We start from the raw sequence: 14,764 nt of genomic DNA on the forward strand, positions 1-14,764 counted from the left end.
GGCCGCCGATGCACCCGCTCCAAGGAACCATGCCACAAGGTTTGGCCTAAGATCGAAGGCGGTTGCGAATTGAGAGGCGGTTATTGTCGGGACTGGGTTGATGATTATGTTCCTTCAACCGATGCAGGAGAAGAATAGTATTGGGGGTTGCAAAGCTCTGTAAAGTCAATCTGGCCGTTTCACACAGGAACCATCTTCGGAGCGGACATCGGAACCGGTCGAATTCATTGGATAAAGAAAACCCGCCCGATCGTCTCCGATGGGTGGGATTTTGTGTTTCAAGGCTATTTGAGCCGCTTATTGGCCTAAATTGGCCATCCTATGCGACTCGGGACAACAACAACTTCTTTGCTCGTCTTCAGTTTCCAGCTCGTGAGACCACAGGTTTCGCATTTCTCGCGTTTACCGTTTCGCACTAAACTCCAAGTTTTCCTCAAGTTGACAAAAAAACTTTGGGCTCTTCGGCACGGTCGCAACGGGCCAGTCTCAAGTCGTGCGACCGGGTTCGGGCTTCCATCGAAATCCAACGCGAACGATCCCATGGTCGTTGGTTCCGCTTTCCTTGTGGTCGTCGTAGTTCAGGTGGTCATTCTGCACCAGCATCTCGTCGAACGCCCACAATCGCTTCTTGGAGTTGTCATAAAATTCCTGACTGAACAATATGTGGTCCAGGCTCTCACGTTGTCCCTTGAAAACATGGGTGTAATAGACATCACGCGTCGAGCGGTATTCCTGCATGGTTTGTGCTGTGTACAGCGCGTTGTCGCCGCCGCCAGTCGAGAGCGGGGACAGATAAGTAGGCTGTTCGGACAATACGTTAAGCGTATTGCTTTCCTTGCCATCGTTCATATCTCCGATCAGCACCACCGGCGTGTCGGTATCTTTCGTCAGGTTGGTCACAATCATTCGAAGTGCTGCGGCCTCAGCGGTCCGTCGAACTGTTGAAATTGCGTAGCCAAGAGCATTTACATGAGGGCCATGAATGTCTTGTTTGTACCAACTCCTCTCACGCCAGATCTGTGCAGGACGACGGGACTTAAAGTGACAAATAAACACGTGAATGACCGGTGTTCGAGGGTCAGGTTGGACTTGTAGGTGCATGACCGGACGTGAAAAACCGTCGAGCGAAACGGAAATGTCAGGCTGCTGTGGGTCATCACCAGTCGATTGCAATACGAAATCTTTAGGAAAAGTGTCGATCCACTCAGGACTGTCCACCAGCATTTCCTTGCGCACCGCGGCGGCGCAAATAATCTTGTCGTTGTTATGATCGTTCGGGACAAGCAGAGTGTGCGTGTCAGCTATCGCCGATTGATCCATCGCACGCTGCAGTGCTTCTTTCGCCCAAAGTTCCTGAAACCCGATGACGTCTGCGTCGAGCCGGGTCAATGCACGAGCGGTGTAGTCAACCTTCTTGTCGAATACTTCCTGAGCCCAGCCGTCGGTATCCCCGTAAATGGCCTCTCCAGGAAGATGGAGATTGAGTAAATTGAAACTGGCAAATGAAATATCGCGCGCGTTCATTTCGTAACCCTTCAAGACAATTTGTCTAACAAGGTATCTCATCTTGTGGTTGTTGTTTGTGACAATCACGTCACTGATGCCTGCAGGCGCTGCCGATACGGCACGCGCTGAGGTTACTTGCATGCCGGTTTCGATTTGACTGTACCTGGTACTCATTGAACGAGGTTTTGCAAACCACCTTAGCTGGTCCGGTTTCTTTTAAATCGCTCTGTTTCGTAGATCCGAGGATTTGGTTCCGGGCAAACGGCCGCCGGCCATCGGCCGTCGAAATTCATATTGAGCTTTTCCCTGCCGGTGAGGGGCGGTCAGCCCTTTTAGCCCCGAGCGGTCGCGCCGCAACCGTTTCGGTTTTCAGTCCGTCCAGGTTTCCATTCTTCTCCTACCGAACCCATTGCACCGCGCCCTTGAAGCTCGGGGCTGACGGGCCTCTTCGCCGCCCCTCACCTTGGGGGAAAAGCGGCGGGATAGAGGGTAAGGAAATGACAGAGAACACCCAACGGGCACAGAAACCAGCGGAAGGGCAGGAACCTCGCATCTATGTGGCGTGCCTGGCTGCCTACAACAACGGCTGCCTTCACGGGCAATGGATACGCGCCGAACAGGAAACGGAAGACATTCAGGCGGAAATTTCCGAGATGCTCAAAGGCTCCCCGATCCTTGATGCCGAGGAATGGGCCATTCACGATTACGAAGGCTTTGAAGGGGCCGAAATCTCCGAATACGCGAGCATCAAAAGCGTAGCAGAACTTGCTGCCTTCGTATGTGAACACGGATCTCTCGGCGGCAAGCTGCTTCAGCATTTTTGCGGCGACATCGAGCAAGCAGAAGGCGCATTTGAAAACTATGCGGGCCTTTATAGCTCGCTCGCGGATTACGCTCAGGCCCTCATCGAAGAAACGATCGAGATCCCCGAACGACTCGCCAACTACATAGATTACGAGGCGATCGCCCGTGACATGGAACTCGGCGGCGAAGTCTTCACCATCGAACTGAGCTTCGAAAAAGTCCACGTTTTCTGGGTCCGGTAAGCCCCAAACACCTCGTTCATAACCTGCCGGTCTTCGGTCCGGGTTGAGCATGACCGGGCCGGTCATGCCAGCAATTCACGCCTCACATTCCGGTGGGCGCACCGGCAGATTTCAAGGAGCCATTTCCAATGGAACTCGCACATATTCCTCTCGATCAGTTGAAAATTTCACCGCTCAATATGCGTCATGCGCGCAAAGCCCCGGATATCTCCGATATCCTTCCCTCAATTCGCGCAAGAGGCGTCCAGCAACCGCTGCTCGTTCGCAAAAACGGCAGCGGATACGAGATCGTTGCCGGACGGCGGCGGTTCTACTGCCTCAAGAAGATCGAAAAGGAGGGCGGTGAGATCGAGCCGGTCCCCTGCGCCGTCATGAGCGAAAAAGATGATGCCGCAGCGCTCGAGGCTTCCCTGATCGAAAACGTCGCTCGCCTCGCACCCGATGAAATGACACGCTTTGAAACCTTTGCGCGACTGGCCGCAGAAGGCCGTAGCGTCGAAGAGATCGCATCAACTTTTGGCGTGACGGCGATCATGGTCAAACGCTCGCTTGCCCTCGGTAATCTTTTGCCCGAGATCCGGGACGCCTACCGGCAAGAAGACATCGACCCCGAAACCATCAGGCACCTGACCCTGGCAACGAAAGGTCAGCAAGCCGACTGGCTCAAACTGTTTCAAAATCCGGAGGAGCGCGCACCGCGTGGCCGACACCTCAAACAATGGCTCTTCGGCGGTGAGATCAAACTGGAAGCCGCGCTTTTTCCGCTTGATGCCTATCAGGGGGAGATTGTCGCGGATCTCTTCGCAGAGACCGGGTATTTCGTCGATGGTGACCTGTTCTGGCAGCTCCAGAACAAGGCTATCGCCGAACGGTGCGACGCCCTTAGAGAAGAAGGCTGGCAGGATGTCGTCGTGCTCGATCCCGGCGCATATTTTCCGCAATGGGAGCACGCGAAAACAGGAAAAGAAGACGGTGGCCGGGTCTATGTTGAAACAAAATTGAACGGTGAAATCACTTTCCACGAAGGCTACCTGACACGCAAAGAACACGACCGGCGCATGAAAGTTCGCGTTGGAGAAGGCGGCGAAGCTGTCGATGACCGTCCGGTCCGCCCTGAACTTACAGCCGCCGCGCAAAACTACATCGAACTTCACCGGCATGCGGCTGTTCGTGGTGCTCTGCTGAAAGAGCCGCAGTTGGCATTGCGCGTGATGGTCGCTCATGCGATCCGCGGATCGGATCTTTGGCAGGTCCGGCCCGAGCCGCAAATAGCCGACCGCGAAACAACCGCTGAAAGCATCGCAAATTCGAAGGCCCAGGTTGCCTTCGAAGCCGAACGCGCAGAGATCCTGAAACTCCTCGATCTTGCCGAAGACTGTCCCTCCCTGACGCGCCCCTTCGGCCTCGATGTGCGGGTCGGAACGCTACTGGCAAAACTCATCACACTCACCGACGCCGAAGTCGGGCGATTGCTCACCTTCGTCATGGCGGAAACCTTGAGCGCCGGAACTAGCCTGATCGAGCAGATCGGCAATCATTTGAGTGTCGATCTCAGTGACCTCTGGGAGCCGGAAGATGCCTTCTTCGACCTTCTTCGCGACAAGGCAGCGATCAATGAAATTCTGGCCGAGACCGGAGGAAAGGGCCTTGCGAACGCCAATATCAGCGCAACGGCAAAAGACCAGAAGCAGGCGATCCGGGACAGTCTGAAGGGAGCGGAAGACAAACAAGACGCGAAATGGCTGCCGCGCTATCTGAAGTTCCCATTTGCTGCCTACACCAAATCCGGGGCTGCCCGGCTCGGCGAAATGGCTGATCGAGCCCAAAAGCTTTCCGGCTGAAGACCGGAAGGCGGGGGCGAACCTTTCACCCTGGAATGAAGGTTCGCACCCCGCCGTACGGATTTTTCGAACGTCCAAACAAAGCCCCGCGCCGAACCGGCGCGAGCTGTGTGTTATGGCCGGATCACGCGTACTGACATGAGAAAATCCAACGTTTCAGTCGCGCTGCTCGGCCGTTGTTGCAGGCGATGGTGTTTGGCAACGGATGCATTCAACGTGGCTCAATTGCGAATTTACCACGGTCTTGGCTTGCCCGGATCCGGTTGCTGCCAATTGGCGGGAAACGGATTCTCCCGTTTTGCTTGGCCATTCTCCCAGCCGGCAAAGTTGGAGCGTTTGCTCGTTCTTTGGGCTCAAATCGAGCGCTGCGCTGCATTCGAATTCCTTTCCGTTCTGCCCGTGCCCGCGTCCCGTATCTGACCATTTCCACCCCTAGTTGGCCTCGTCGCTTCAAGGCCTCTCCCCTGCGGCTTTGCTAGTTGGACCTATGGCGAACGGCGCCTGGGCGAAACTGCCGCTCCGCGGTTTTTTCCCCGTCCGCTTGTCCAGGCGGACTTCCTCGCGCATGGGGCTTGCGCCCCCAAAAAACCGCTGCGCGGCAGTCCTCCGCTTGGCGCTTCGGCCCTGAAGGGTTCCCCCAGTCACCGCCCGCCATTTCTGGTCCCGCGTCAGCCGAGGGGAGAGGCCCCGAAGCGGCAAACACAAGGAGATGAAGAAAATGGCACAGGCACTCGGATTTGTGACGAAGACGGAAAACGGCGCTTTCGAAGGCACCCTCTCCATGATGAGCCTCAAAAAACGCATCAGCATCAAGCCCAACGAGGCCAAGGAAAGTGATGGCCAGCCCGACTTCCGGGTCTTCACCGAAGACCGCATCGAAATCGGTGGCGGCTGGAACCGGACCGGAAAAGTCAGTGGGAAATCCTACATCTCCCTGACCTTCGCAGCCCCTGAATTCGGGCCGCACCGGATCTTCGCCAACCTCGGCAGGGCTGCTGGCGAGACAAACGAAAACGTCATGGCAATCCTCTGGAATCCGGCCTGACAGAAATAAGAAAGCCTCCGCACTGAGCGGTGCGGGGGCGCTTTCTTACAACCGGTATCCGAATTCGGGCGAAAGGCGTAACTGAAATGCTCCGGCGAAAACCGGCTTGAAGGTTTTCGCCGCTGCTCAAATAGACAGTCTTCGCCGATCTTGGCAGCTATCGGCGCTGCTTTCTCACCTACGGCAAGACCATCCTCGGCACCGCAGCTCCGAAATCCAACCATTGGAGTTGCCATGACCGACACACAATTGGAAGACGACGGCCCGTTCCTCACAACGAAGGAAGCAGCCCGGTTTTTAAAGCTGAGACCCAACACGCTGGAGAAAATGCGTGTCAATGGCGGCGGTCCCATCTACCGCAAACACGGCCGTCACGTGCGCTATCACATCGACGATCTCAACGACTGGTCGAACCTCAGAAAGAAGGATTCGACCGCCGATGTCTGATCGACTTTTTACGACAGTTGAGCTCGTGTTCTATCCCGAGTTCCGCAACGACCGCTTGCGTTTCGGCAGGCCCGTCGGGCGCGTGGATTTGGATCGAAGACGCGCGCTCGCCGTCTTCGATCCCGGCGAGATGTTCGGCTATGTCCGCTGGTACGCCAACGAATATGGAACGCAGTCCTGGAGCTTTCTGGTCGCGCAGACCCTTGGTCAGTTGGACCGGCAAGGTGTCGCGCTTACCCGTGTTGATGGCATCAAACCAGGAGCCGGGATCCTGCTTCATTTGGACGGTGCGGCGCGTGTAAGGCAACTCTTCAAGCTGCTGGACGCGCTCGAAGCGCGCGGTTTCGAGGCGGAAGATATCTCTCCTTCCTATTACCGGCATCTTCACAACCGTATTCTCACGCGCAGCGAAATCCGGCCCTATTCAAACACCCAGCACAGAGCCGTTCAAACGGCAAGGCTGGTGCTGGAATGAGAACCCGGACCCTCATTGCGACCGTTGTTTCTGTGCTTGCCCTGGCCGCTTCCGGCGCGCATTGGCTGCCGCTCAAGCTTGTCTATAACGGTTCTGCAAGCGCTCCGGCCGGTTATTATTGGGTCGATCAATTACCCGCGAAACCCGGCGACCACGTGCTGATCGAGCCGCCGGACGCAATTCGAAAGCTTATTGAAGATCGGCTCTATCTTCCGCGTGGTGTCCCCTTGATCAAGGAAATTGCCGCGTCCAATGGCGACACCGTTTGCCGTCTTGATCGCGATGTTCTGATCAACGGAATGACCGTCGCACATGCCCGGGCGACGGACAAAAAGGGGCGGCCATTGCCGAATTGGAAGGGGTGCCACTTGCTCGCAGAGAACCAGATTTTCCTGCTGCAACAGCATCCGGATTCTTTCGACAGCCGGTATTTCGGGATCGTCGAAAGGTCCCGGATACTCGGCAGGGCGACGCGGCTCAGTGTCTTGAGCCGGAAATGACAGGTAAGGCCGTCCAGAGAATATGTGGCCCAGAGCGGCTGAAATGGACTGAGGCGGCGGAAGGCAAGATAAAAGGGGAGCGTGCAAGCTCCCCGGAACTTCAGTCTGCACATGGGGTTTCACCTGCACCCAGCGGCAAACCTCTGGTGCAGGTGAAACAGGTCAAGCTTCTGAAATCTCAAAAGAAGACCAGGTGCAAGTTAGCAGATTGTCTTGATCCGACCCAAACGGATGTGAGCTGCAACAAGATATGAGCAGAGACAAGGACGATGTCTTCAGGCCGAAACCGGGCCGAATTCGGAGCCTGGGCGGCACGAAGTCGAAGAGCTATCTCAACCGGGTGCTCCACCAGATGTCCGCCGAGCGAGCGAGCGGTGCAAGCCCCAAGCTGTCCACGAGGTTCACCGGCCGCCGGATCGGACGCGGCAACGATTGGCTGAACCGGCACCGCGCAGGTCACCGGTTCGCTCCCGCCACCAGGCGTGTCGTCATTAAATCCCGCATCGTCAAATTGGCGGGAAGGAGCGGGAGAGGCGGGCTTGGCGCGGCGCGGGCCCACCTCCGCTACCTGCAGAGGGATGGTGTTTCCAGGGAGCAAGAACCCGGCCGGCTCTACGATGCGAACAGCAATGAGGCGGACGGCCGCGCCTTCCTGAAACGCAGCGAGGACGACCGGCACCAGTTCCGTTTCATCGTGTCACCGGAAGACGCTGTCGAGCTTGAGGATCTGAAACCCTTCGTCCGCGATCTGATGCGCTCGATGGAACAGGATCTCGGCACCAAACTCGATTGGGTGGCCGTCGATCATTTCAATACCGCCCAGCCCCATTCCCATATCCTTCTGCGCGGCCGGGACGATCAGGGCAAGGATCTCATAATCGCCAGGGATTATATCGGCCATGGCATGCGCCGGCGGGCGAGCGAACTTCTGACTTTGGAACTTGGACCACAAACAGAGCAGGAATTTCGCCAAAAGCTTGCGCGGCAGGTCGGACAGGACCGGTTCACGGATCTCGACCGGCGCCTGCTCCGCCAGGCAGGAAACGGGCTGCTCGATGTTGGAGCCAGCAAAGCGTCTGCGAACGAACGGTCCTGGCAAACACTCAAGGCAGGACGTCTTCGTGTCCTGGAACAGCGAGGACTTGCAAATGAGGTCGCGCCAGGCCAGTGGCAGCTTTCGGCCAAACTGGAAGCGACCCTGCGGCGTGCAGGCGAGCGCGGCGACATTATCAAGACCATGCACCGCGGTTTGAAAGCAGCAGGACTGGATGCGGGTGCTTCCGACTATGCAATTTTCGATCCCGGCGATCCGCGCAGCCGAACCGTAACAGGCCAGGTCATTGACCGGGGACTGCACGATGAGCTGAATGAAGGGCATTACATCCTGGTCGATGGCGCCGACGGCCGCGTCCATCATGTCGCTCTCGATCCGCGCCAGGATATGGAGGATCTGCCTCTTGGTGCCGTCGTCGCAGTCGAGCCGGTGGGGCAGGGCATCAAAGAAGCGGATCGTATTATCGCCGACCTGGCGAGGCAGAATGGCGGGATCTATGCGCCGGAGGTGTCCCGGAGCAATCCCGGAGAGGTCTCGGAGGAGGTCGTCAAAACACATATCCGCCGGCTCGAAGCCCTCCGGCGCCAGGGTATCGTCCAGCGCAACGCCGATGGTTCCTGGAAAATTCCGGACGATTTCGAGGAACGGATCACCGGCCTTGCAATGAATGAGACGCGCTTTCCTGCGCGTGCAACCGCACTTTCCTATCTTTCGCTCGAAGCTCAAGTCGGCGCGGACGGGGCCACCTGGCTCGACCGGCAACTGCTCGACGCAAAGCCTCTCCAGCTTCGAGGCGGGCGGTTTGGAAGCCGTGCAAACTCGGCAATTCAACGTCGGCAAGAGCATCTGATCGAGCAGGGGCTGGCCGAGCGGAAGGCAGGGAGGATCCGCTTCAGGCGCAATCTGTTGCAATTCCTGCGGCAAAGGGAGCTGAGTGCGGTTGGAGCCAAGCTCTCGAATGAAACCGGACTTACCTTTGTTGAAACACCTGATGGGGAACGCGCGGAAGGCGTCTACAAGCGGTCTGTCAAGCTTGCCAGCGGCAGGTTTGCAATCCTGGAAAAGTCAAAGGAGTTCAATCTTGTGCCCTGGCGGCCGGTCCTCGAACGCCAGCGTGGCAAATTGGTCTCCGGACGTCTTCGTGGGGCAAGCATGTCCTTCGATTTCTCGCGCAAACGCGGGATGGGCATCGGGTAAGCAGCGTCTCAGGGGCATTCCCCGCTCTCGGCTATGTCCAGCCGCTGGTTGCTCCTGATGTCCTGAATGCGGTGCGCATCTATCCCGGTCTCTTCGGCAATCGCCGGCCAGTGCTGAACGGCCTCGTGCACCTGGCCGACAATTTCCCTGGCGCGTCCGCGCTTCATCGAAGCAAGCCTGGCGCAGGCCTCAAAATCTGCCATGACGAACCTGTCCCGCTTGCCGTTCAGCGTCATCTGGTGGGAACTCGTCCAGTCGCCTGAGGGATTGTAGCTGTAAGTCACGTCAAAGGCCGGAGACAGCGACCAGCTGCCGGACCGGTCCATCAGGAAAGCAATGTTCTTGACGTGATCGTCCTGATTACGGGCAATGATGTTGAAGGCCATGCGGCGGAATTGCTCTTCGACAGCTTCGATCGGCAGGCCTAACTTGCGGATCGTCTGGAGTGCCTGCTCGTAGGAATAGGCGCCGGCGCGCTTGAAGTCGAAATGCTCCATCGCGCAGAGCGATTGCATGTGGAACTTGCCACCCGTTTCCGTCCTGTCGAAACGCCTGGTCATGAAGTGATTGCGGCCGCCTTCCTTCAGGAGACGGCATTCGCTCATCTGGATGCCCGCCTCTTTGGCCATCCGGTAGTAGGCATATTCGATCAGGCCATAGCCCGCGGGATCTTCAAGCTCCTTGTCGCGGTTGCCGGAAACGCCGTCGAATTTTATAAGCCAATAGCTGAAACCTTCACCGGCCGATACCTGTCCCGACCGGACTTCTCCGGTCTGATCGTTCCAGGCGATGATGGCTTTTGCTCGCGCGCCGCCTGCCGAGGTGCCGACACGCAGGATGTCGCGCAAGGTCCCCTCCCGGTCGTCTGGGAGAAACGAGCCTTGCAGATTGTTGCGTTTGGTCAGGATCTCGCTTGCGAGCTCGACCAGGGCCGCGACATCAACGTCGACGGATCTGTCACCGACCGGCCCGATCGCCGGCTGATACTCAAGCGCGCCCATGCCCCGTGCGCCGGTATAACAAAGCCGCTCCACCGGATTGAAGGTATCAGGCGTTCGGCCCTGGCGGGCAAGCCAGGCATTGATCAAGGCGTTGCCGAAATCGTCCGGAAGAGAGTCCGCGAGCAGTCCAGGTAGTCCGTGATAGGTCGGACGAGGTAAAGCAGGGAAATTGTAGATCCGGTCCGAGAGCGGCATTGTGAGCGGGGAGATTTCAATTCCGCTAGACCGGAAGACCGGATCGTATTCGAAATTACCGATCGCGCCGTCCGCATCCCAGCTTACTGCCCCGATATCCCGGCCCCACAGCCTGACTATTGCCGTTGTCATTCATCGTCTCCCCAGGACCAGGTGCCTTTTTCCCGTGGTTCCTCTTGAGGAGACGAGGCGCGCTTGCGGGTTTTTCCATGCTGCTTGGCTTGCTGGATGGGGCTTAAGGGCGGGGGCGGCACCAGAGCGTCGAAATTCTGCAAGAGGCCGTGCGCACGCAAGGCCCGGATCAAACTGGTCGCCTGAACGGATTCCCCGTCTTCAAGCCGCATGAGCGTCCGTTTCGAAATGCCTGCCTCATCGGCGAGTGCCTCCTGCGTCAGGTCGCGGTTGAGGCGATAACGGGAAAGCCGGTCTCCGAGTTCTCTCATGATGGCTTCGTCAGAACTGTCTCGCGATATCTGCATGATGTGCCAATTCTGTCACCTAATGGCTTTATTCCAGCTTAAGATGACATGTTTGGCACTTTATGGAAAGGAGAATTAATTTTGTTAAGTGACAATAATGGCATATTATCGCGATAAATGGAGAGATAAATGGCAAAAATGTCACTTTATGAGTTTGCGCAGGTCGAGGTCCGCTTTTCCGTCCTTCTAAGAAATGACCTCGTGAAACGAGGAGAATCGAAGGAAGCCGTTTCCGGGTGCAAATCATACCCTGGAAATCAAAAGCTCCAATCCCGATTGATGCTGACATCGGCCGCTACCCGAAAATCGACTGGATGAAACCGGAGCAAGCTTCCCTGGATATGCCCAACTTGCAGTCCTTGGATTACCTTGGTGCCGATCTCATTGATTAACAAACCAAATTCCGCCGATCTTCTGCCCGGCTTCAACGAGCGGCAAGAGATCGATGACACCCACCAAACTCCTTATAGGTCAGATTGCGATCGTTTTTTCGATCGTCATTGGTGCCGTTTGGGCGGGAACGCAATGGGCAGCATATTCGCTGGATAACCAGCCGCGGCTCGGGCCGTTCTGGTTCGAAATTGCCGGATATGAGGTTTACCTGCCCTGGCGCCTGTTCGAGTGGTGGTATGCTTTCGATAGCTATGCTCCGGACGTTTTCAACACGGCAGGGACCATAGCAGCTTCCGGCGGTCTGGCAGGGGTTGCGGTTGCGATTGCCGGATCGCTTTGGCGGGCGCGTCAGAACCAATTGGTGACCACCTACGGCTCTGCGCGCTGGGCAACCAGAGCCGAGATCGCAAAGTCCGGGCTCACCCACGACAAAGGTGTATTTCTCGGACGGTTAAACGACCGGTATCTGCGCCATGACGGGCCAGAACACGTCATGTGCTTTGCACCGACACGGTCGGGCAAAGGCGTCGGCCTCGTCATTCCGACCTTGTTGAGCTGGCCGCATTCTGCGGTCATCCACGACATCAAGGGTGAAAACTGGCAACTGACCGCAGGCTGGCGCTCGCATTTCTCCCATTGCCTGTTCTTCAACCCGACCGATCCGGCAAGCGCCAAGTACAATCCTCTTCTGGAGGTCCGCAAAGGTCCCTTCGAAGTCCGCGATGTCCAGAACATTGCAGACATTCTTGTCGATCCGGAAGGCGCGCTCGAGCGGCGCAACCATTGGGAAAAAACCAGTCACTCCCTGCTCGTCGGCGTGATCCTGCATGTCCTTTATGCCGAAAAGGAAAAGACACTCTCCCGGGTTGCTACTTTCCTCTCCGATCCCAAGCATTCCTTTGAGCATTCGCTGCGCGTCATGATGCGCACAAATCATCTGGGCTCAGGCAACGATCCAAAGGTTCACCCTGTCGTTGCCCAGGCGGCGCGTGAGCTCCTGAACAAATCCGAGAACGAACGTTCCGGCGTTCTCTCAACGGCCATGTCCTTCCTTGGCCTTTACCGGGATCCGACAGTCGCGGAAACAACGAGCGCATGCGAGTGGCGGATCGCCGATCTGAAGGATGCGAAAAATCCGGTCTCGCTTTATCTGGTCATTCCGCCGTCAGATATCTCCCGGACCAAACCGCTCGTCCGATTGATCCTCAATCAGATCGGGCGCCGCCTGACAGAACGCCTGGAGGGCGACAAGAAGAAGTCCCGGCAGCACCAGCTTCTGATGATGCTGGATGAATTCCCCGCGCTCGGACGGCTCGATTTCTTCGAAAACGCACTCGCATTCATGGCCGGCTATGGCGTGCGCAGCTTTCTGATCGCCCAGTCCCTCAACCAGATAACCAAGGCCTATGGCGAGAACAATTCCATCCTCGACAATTGCCATCTTCGCATCGCGTTCGCGGCCAATGACGAACGCACGGCAAAGAGGATCTCCGACTCGCTCGGGACCGCGACGGAACTCCGGGCACAACGGAACTACGCCGGTCACAGGCTCGCGCCCTGGCTCGCGCACGTCATGGTCTCCCGCCAGGAAACGGCACGTGCGCTCATGACACCGGGAGAAATCATGCAACTGCCGGCGGACGAGGAGGTCGTCATGATCTCCGGTCACCCGCCGGTCAGGGCCAAAAAGCTCCGTTACTTCGATGACAAAAACCTTTCGGGCCGGGTCCTCCCCCCGCCTGGCCTGAAGGCGGGCGGTCCGTTTGAGGATCGCCCGCCGACCCGACCTGACGATTGGACCGGCCTCACGCGAACGCCTCGTGCTGACCTTGAAAAAATCCAGCAGCAAACGGCGATCAGCTCCGACGAAGACGAAGGCGGTCTCCAGCGCCACCCGGCTTTGCCGGAGGAAGTGCCGACGCCGACCGAACCTGAAATTGCGCCTGATGCCGGTCTCCTCGACGACGACTTCGACGCCGCCAACGCAAACCGCCTCACGCAACTGAACCGAACCACTGCTGCCGTCCGCCGCGCGCATGCGATGGACCACTCAGACGACGACCTGCTGCCCGGATTTTAGAGGAATTTCGATGAAGCCCCGTTTGAATGTCCATATTTCGCACGAACTCTCCGAGCGGGTGGAAATTGCCACCAAACGTCCCGGAGTGACCAAAGCCGCCGTCGTCGAAGCTGCTCTCCTAGGGTTTTTCTCCAGGGAATTTGACGACCAGCGTGACGGCGCCTTGGTCCGAAGGCTCGATCGGATAAGCCGTCAATACGACCGTCTTGAGCGGAACCTCTCCATCGCGACCGAAACGCTCGCTCTCTACATCCGCTTTTTCCTGACGGTCACGCCGCCCTTGCCGAACGCGGATCAGGATGCGGCCCGGGCGCTCGGCAAGGAGCGGTTTGAATATTTTACGACGCAGCTCGCCAGGCGGCTTGCTGGTGGCAAGAACATGATCCGCGACGTGCTGGATGAAATCAGTGCCGGCGAGAGCGAGTTCTTCACCGAGGCCGAAATCGAAGCTCTGCGCTCGGTACGCAAGGACCAGTCAAATTCCCGCGAAGGTGAAAACCTGGAGACGAGCGATGAATGACCGTCTCCTGTCTACGACCCGCAACCGCCGCCGGTCAATGCTGGCAACGGCCATGGGCCCGCAGATCGCCGATGCCCTCGCCGACAATTTGACAACCGAGGTGATGGTCAACCCCGATGGAAGGCTGTGGCTTGACCGGCATGGCGAAGGCCGGGTTGCCACCGGTCAAAGGATCGGTGCGGACGAAGCAGAACGAATCATCCGGCTGGTCGCAAGCCATATCGGACAGGAGTGCCATTCCGGTGCTCCCATAGTCTCCGCCGAATTGCCGGAAACAGGCGAACGTTTCGAAGGCTTGCTTCCCCCTGTCGCACCGGCACCCTGCTTCTCGATCCGAAAACCGGCGAACGTCCTCTACTCGTTGAGTGATTATGTCGGTGCGCAGATCCTGACGCCTCTTCAGGCGACTGCCATTCGCGAGGCCATTGAATCTCATCAGAACATTGTCGTCGTAGGCGGAACCGGCTCGGGCAAGACAACACTGGTAAATGCCATGTTGGCTGAGGTCGCTCTGGGCGGCGACCGGGTGATCATCATCGAGGACACGCGCGAACTTCAATGCGCGGCTGAAGATTGCGTGAACCTTCGAACCAAGTCTGGCACCGCCTCCCTTGCCGACCTCGTGCGCTCGACCATGCGCCTGCGTCCGGACCGGATCGTTGTCGGCGAAGTCAGGGGACCGGAAGCTCTCGACATGCTCAAGGCCTGGAACACCGGACATCCGGGCGGAATTACGACGCTGCACGCCAACTCAGGCCATGCCGCGCTCTACCGGCTTGAGCAGCTCATTCAGGAAGCTGTCATCACCGTGCCGCGGCGCCTCATCGCCGAAGCAATCGACATCGTCGTCTTTCTGAAGGGGAGGGGACCGGGACGGCGTGTTGAAACCGTCTCGTCTCTCAAGGGCCTCGATGCCAACGGCGACTATCGCCTTGAAACTCTGACACCCGTGCCATTCGCCTCGACAACCTGAAAAAGGGAGCCA

Annotated in this window: 13 protein-coding genes; 10 read left to right on the plus strand and 3 right to left on the minus strand. The window is 57.7% G+C overall.

The annotated features are described in order from the left end of the window. Window positions 1-486 precede the first annotated feature (486 nt). Window positions 487-1,647: an endonuclease/exonuclease/phosphatase family protein gene (locus tag B0E33_RS18900; RefSeq protein ID WP_206051381.1), complete on the minus strand. Its 1,161-nt coding sequence runs from the start codon at window positions 1,645-1,647 to the stop codon at window positions 487-489. A 356-nt stretch (window positions 1,648-2,003) separates the two neighbouring features. Between B0E33_RS18900 and B0E33_RS18905 the strand changes: the two genes are divergently transcribed. The 7 genes from B0E33_RS18905 to B0E33_RS18935 all read left to right on the plus strand — a co-directional run bounded on the left by B0E33_RS18905 (window position 2,004) and on the right by B0E33_RS18935 (window position 9,111). Next, entirely contained in the window at window positions 2,004-2,552 is a 549-nt protein-coding gene (locus B0E33_RS18905) for an antirestriction protein ArdA (protein ID WP_077292071.1), read from the plus strand. Window positions 2,553-2,680: 128 nt separating this feature from the next. After that, window positions 2,681-4,393, plus strand: coding sequence for a ParB/RepB/Spo0J family partition protein (locus B0E33_RS18910; RefSeq protein WP_077292072.1), 1,713 nt, complete (start codon window positions 2,681-2,683; stop codon window positions 4,391-4,393). Between the two features lie 718 nt (window positions 4,394-5,111). Beyond that, window positions 5,112-5,438 carry a DUF736 domain-containing protein gene (locus B0E33_RS18915; RefSeq protein WP_077293455.1) on the plus strand — a complete coding sequence of 109 codons (327 nt, stop codon included), beginning with the start codon at window positions 5,112-5,114 and terminating at the stop codon, window positions 5,436-5,438. A 234-nt stretch (window positions 5,439-5,672) separates the two neighbouring features. After that, window positions 5,673-5,885 (plus strand): helix-turn-helix domain-containing protein, encoded by a 213-nt coding sequence (locus B0E33_RS18920; protein ID WP_077292073.1) that lies wholly within the window; start codon window positions 5,673-5,675, stop codon window positions 5,883-5,885. Continuing rightward, window positions 5,878-6,360, plus strand: a complete 483-nt coding sequence (locus B0E33_RS18925) for a DUF2840 domain-containing protein (RefSeq protein ID WP_167579565.1) — start codon at window positions 5,878-5,880, stop codon at window positions 6,358-6,360. The genes B0E33_RS18920 and B0E33_RS18925 overlap by 8 nt, the downstream gene beginning before the upstream one ends. Next, on the plus strand, window positions 6,357-6,860 hold the full coding sequence (locus B0E33_RS18930) for a S26 family signal peptidase (RefSeq protein ID WP_077292075.1): 504 nt from the start codon (window positions 6,357-6,359) through the stop codon (window positions 6,858-6,860). Before B0E33_RS18925 ends, B0E33_RS18930 begins: the two co-directional genes overlap by 4 nt. A 250-nt stretch (window positions 6,861-7,110) precedes the next feature. Further along, entirely contained in the window at window positions 7,111-9,111 is a 2,001-nt protein-coding gene (locus tag B0E33_RS18935; RefSeq protein WP_077292076.1) for a DUF3363 domain-containing protein, read from the plus strand. A gap of 8 nt (window positions 9,112-9,119) precedes the next feature. Here B0E33_RS18935 and B0E33_RS18940 read toward each other — a convergent pair whose 3' ends face one another. Both B0E33_RS18940 and B0E33_RS18945 read right to left on the minus strand, forming a co-directional pair. Continuing rightward, entirely contained in the window at window positions 9,120-10,439 is a 1,320-nt protein-coding gene (locus B0E33_RS18940) for a type II toxin-antitoxin system HipA family toxin (protein WP_077292077.1), read from the minus strand. Beyond that, window positions 10,436-10,750 carry a helix-turn-helix transcriptional regulator gene (locus B0E33_RS18945; protein ID WP_228148027.1) on the minus strand — a complete coding sequence of 105 codons (315 nt, stop codon included), beginning with the start codon at window positions 10,748-10,750 and terminating at the stop codon, window positions 10,436-10,438. Before B0E33_RS18945 ends, B0E33_RS18940 begins: the two co-directional genes overlap by 4 nt. Before the next feature lie 481 nt (window positions 10,751-11,231). Between B0E33_RS18945 and B0E33_RS18950 the strand changes: the two genes are divergently transcribed. From B0E33_RS18950 to trbB, 3 genes are read left to right on the plus strand one after another with little or no spacing between them, the layout of a single operon-like run. Continuing rightward, window positions 11,232-13,259, plus strand: a complete 2,028-nt coding sequence (locus B0E33_RS18950; protein WP_077292079.1) for a conjugal transfer protein TraG — start codon at window positions 11,232-11,234, stop codon at window positions 13,257-13,259. Window positions 13,260-13,269: 10 nt separating this feature from the next. Further along, a complete protein-coding gene (locus B0E33_RS18955) occupies window positions 13,270-13,779 on the plus strand; it encodes a CopG family transcriptional regulator (protein ID WP_156912438.1) in 510 nt (169 codons plus the stop codon). Beyond that, the gene (gene trbB / locus B0E33_RS18960; protein WP_077292081.1) at window positions 13,772-14,752 is read left to right on the plus strand and encodes a P-type conjugative transfer ATPase TrbB; all 981 of its coding nucleotides are present in this window, start codon (window positions 13,772-13,774) and stop codon (window positions 14,750-14,752) included. Before B0E33_RS18955 ends, trbB begins: the two co-directional genes overlap by 8 nt. The last annotated feature ends 12 nt before the right edge of the window (window positions 14,753-14,764 follow it).

The sequence above is a fragment of the Roseibium algicola genome (genome assembly GCF_001999245.1).
GTDB lineage: Bacteria > Pseudomonadota > Alphaproteobacteria > Rhizobiales > Stappiaceae > Roseibium > Roseibium algicola.

Coding starts and splice junctions, on each gene's coding strand:
- B0E33_RS18945 (WP_228148027.1), bottom strand. CDS start 10,750: ATGAGAGAACTCGGAGACCGGCTTTCCCGTTATCGCCTCAACCGCGAC.
- B0E33_RS18900 (WP_206051381.1), bottom strand. CDS start 1,647: ATGCAAGTAACCTCAGCGCGTGCCGTATCGGCAGCGCCTGCAGGCATC.
- B0E33_RS18910 (WP_077292072.1), top strand. CDS start 2,681: ATGGAACTCGCACATATTCCTCTCGATCAGTTGAAAATTTCACCGCTC.
- B0E33_RS18940 (WP_077292077.1), bottom strand. CDS start 10,439: ATGACAACGGCAATAGTCAGGCTGTGGGGCCGGGATATCGGGGCAGTA.
- B0E33_RS18920 (WP_077292073.1), top strand. CDS start 5,673: ATGACCGACACACAATTGGAAGACGACGGCCCGTTCCTCACAACGAAG.
- B0E33_RS18915 (WP_077293455.1), top strand. CDS start 5,112: ATGGCACAGGCACTCGGATTTGTGACGAAGACGGAAAACGGCGCTTTC.
- B0E33_RS18955 (WP_156912438.1), top strand. CDS start 13,270: ATGAAGCCCCGTTTGAATGTCCATATTTCGCACGAACTCTCCGAGCGG.
- B0E33_RS18930 (WP_077292075.1), top strand. CDS start 6,357: ATGAGAACCCGGACCCTCATTGCGACCGTTGTTTCTGTGCTTGCCCTG.
- trbB (WP_077292081.1), top strand. CDS start 13,772: ATGAATGACCGTCTCCTGTCTACGACCCGCAACCGCCGCCGGTCAATG.
- B0E33_RS18905 (WP_077292071.1), top strand. CDS start 2,004: ATGACAGAGAACACCCAACGGGCACAGAAACCAGCGGAAGGGCAGGAA.
- B0E33_RS18935 (WP_077292076.1), top strand. CDS start 7,111: ATGAGCAGAGACAAGGACGATGTCTTCAGGCCGAAACCGGGCCGAATT.
- B0E33_RS18925 (WP_167579565.1), top strand. CDS start 5,878: ATGTCTGATCGACTTTTTACGACAGTTGAGCTCGTGTTCTATCCCGAG.
- B0E33_RS18950 (WP_077292079.1), top strand. CDS start 11,232: ATGACACCCACCAAACTCCTTATAGGTCAGATTGCGATCGTTTTTTCG.